Here is a 1,692-nt window from a genome sequence, read left to right as displayed (position 1 = left end):
GGACGGTGGTGGGATCACCTATTGTTGCTTCGGCCATTTCTTTTACAGTAGGTGCCATCTCATTAATAATCATATCTTTTTTTGTAAAAGGATCGTTGTTCAAAAAAGAATGGTTTGAAGCTCCCTGGTGGATGTGGACAGGAGGACTACTGGGTGCTTTCTATGTATTGGCGACAACCATTCTCATGCCCAGAATAGGAGTAGCAGCTACGGTTGGATACGTTTTAGCTGGACAAATAATCGTGTCGGTGATCATTGATCATTTTGGATTAATTGGTGCTAGTATGCACACTTTGAATATTCCTCGATTATTGGGAGCTCTTTTGGTTATTGCAGGAGTCTTTATCGTACAAAAATTTTAAATACATTTGGGGGAAACGTACATGAGCAAAATAAGAAAAGACTTTCTGTGGGGAGGAGCTATTGCTGCTAATCAAGTAGAAGGTGCACATCGCAGGGATGGAAGAGGGTTAAGTACCGCTGATATTCAGCCGTTTATTCCAGGAGCTGATCCTATTGATCTACATTTTAATAACATGGATTCAGAAACATACGAAAAATACAAACATGGGACATACTATTTCCCTAAGCGCCAAGGAGTACATTTCTACGAACGATACCGTGAGTATATCGATGCGTTAGCAGACATGCATGTAAAAACATTGCGGTTGTCTATTTCTTGGAGCAGGATTTTTCCGAATGGAGATGATACCGTTCCAAACGAGCAGGGTTTGGCCTTCTATGATCGATTATTTGAGTACATGAAAGAAAAAAATATTGAGCCAATCGTCACGATTTTCCATTATGAAATGCCTTTAAATTTGGTTGAGCAATATGGCGGTTGGACAAACCCGAAACTGATTGATTTCTTCGTGAAGTATGGGGAAACCGTCCTGCAAAGATATCATCAAACCATTAAATATTGGATCATTATCAATCAAATTAACCTTGTCCACAAAGAGGCATTTGCCTCCCTTGGCATACTGAAAGATAAAGTTGATCATTACGAGCAGTCTCAGTTTCAAGCGGTTCATCACCAATTCGTTGCTTCTGCAAAGATTACTGAGTATGGGCACAAGCTAAATCCATCCCTTCAAATGGGAATGATGTTGGCCGATACGTTAACCGCCCCTTATTCATGTGAACCTGCAGATGTCGAACTGAATTTCAGACGGAATCGAATGCAATATTTCTACAGCGATGTTCTGATTCGAGGAGAGTATCCAGAATATGCATTGACGTATTTCGAAGACCATGACATCCAGCTGGAAATTACGGAATCGGAGAAAGAGTTGCTTTGGAACAATACAGCCGATTTCCTTGAAGTCTCTTATTACTGGTCAAATACTGTTAAAGCTAGTGAGAATACGATGGACCCTAATTCTACTGTCAAAAATCCCCATTTGAAAGCGAATCGCTGGGGCTGGTCTATAAATGCTTCAGGATTATATCTCTGCATGTCTAAGTATTGGGACAGGTATCATGTTCCCATGATGGTGGCTGAAAATGGTCTTGGATTTAAAGATGTTTTAACAGCGGACAATAAAGTTCATGACGATTATCGCATCGAATACCACCAGGAGCATATTGCAGCACTGAAAGAGGCAATACATGAAGGGGCAGATGTTTTTGCCTATTGTACCTGGGCGCCTTTCGACATCATCAGTGCAGGTACTGCTGAAATGAGCAAAA

The 1,692-nt window shown here is 40.9% G+C and carries 2 protein-coding genes; both read left to right on the top strand.

Annotation, left to right across the window (positions count from 1 at the left end; genetic code table 11):
* Positions 1-362 (top strand): DMT family transporter (locus GRP75_RS26195; protein WP_160790801.1); only part of this gene is annotated, 362 nt, incomplete at its 5' end.
* A gap of 21 nt (positions 363-383) precedes the next feature.
* The coding region (locus GRP75_RS26190; RefSeq protein ID WP_160790800.1) for a glycoside hydrolase family 1 protein at positions 384-1,692 on the top strand (1,309 nt) is incomplete at its 3' end.

The sequence above is a fragment of the Paenibacillus sp. OT2-17 genome (assembly GCF_009827695.1).
Taxonomy (GTDB): domain Bacteria; phylum Bacillota; class Bacilli; order Paenibacillales; family Paenibacillaceae; genus Paenibacillus; species Paenibacillus polymyxa_B.
Note: the sequence above shows the minus strand (reverse complement) of the source record. Positions and strands in the feature narration are given on the sequence as shown.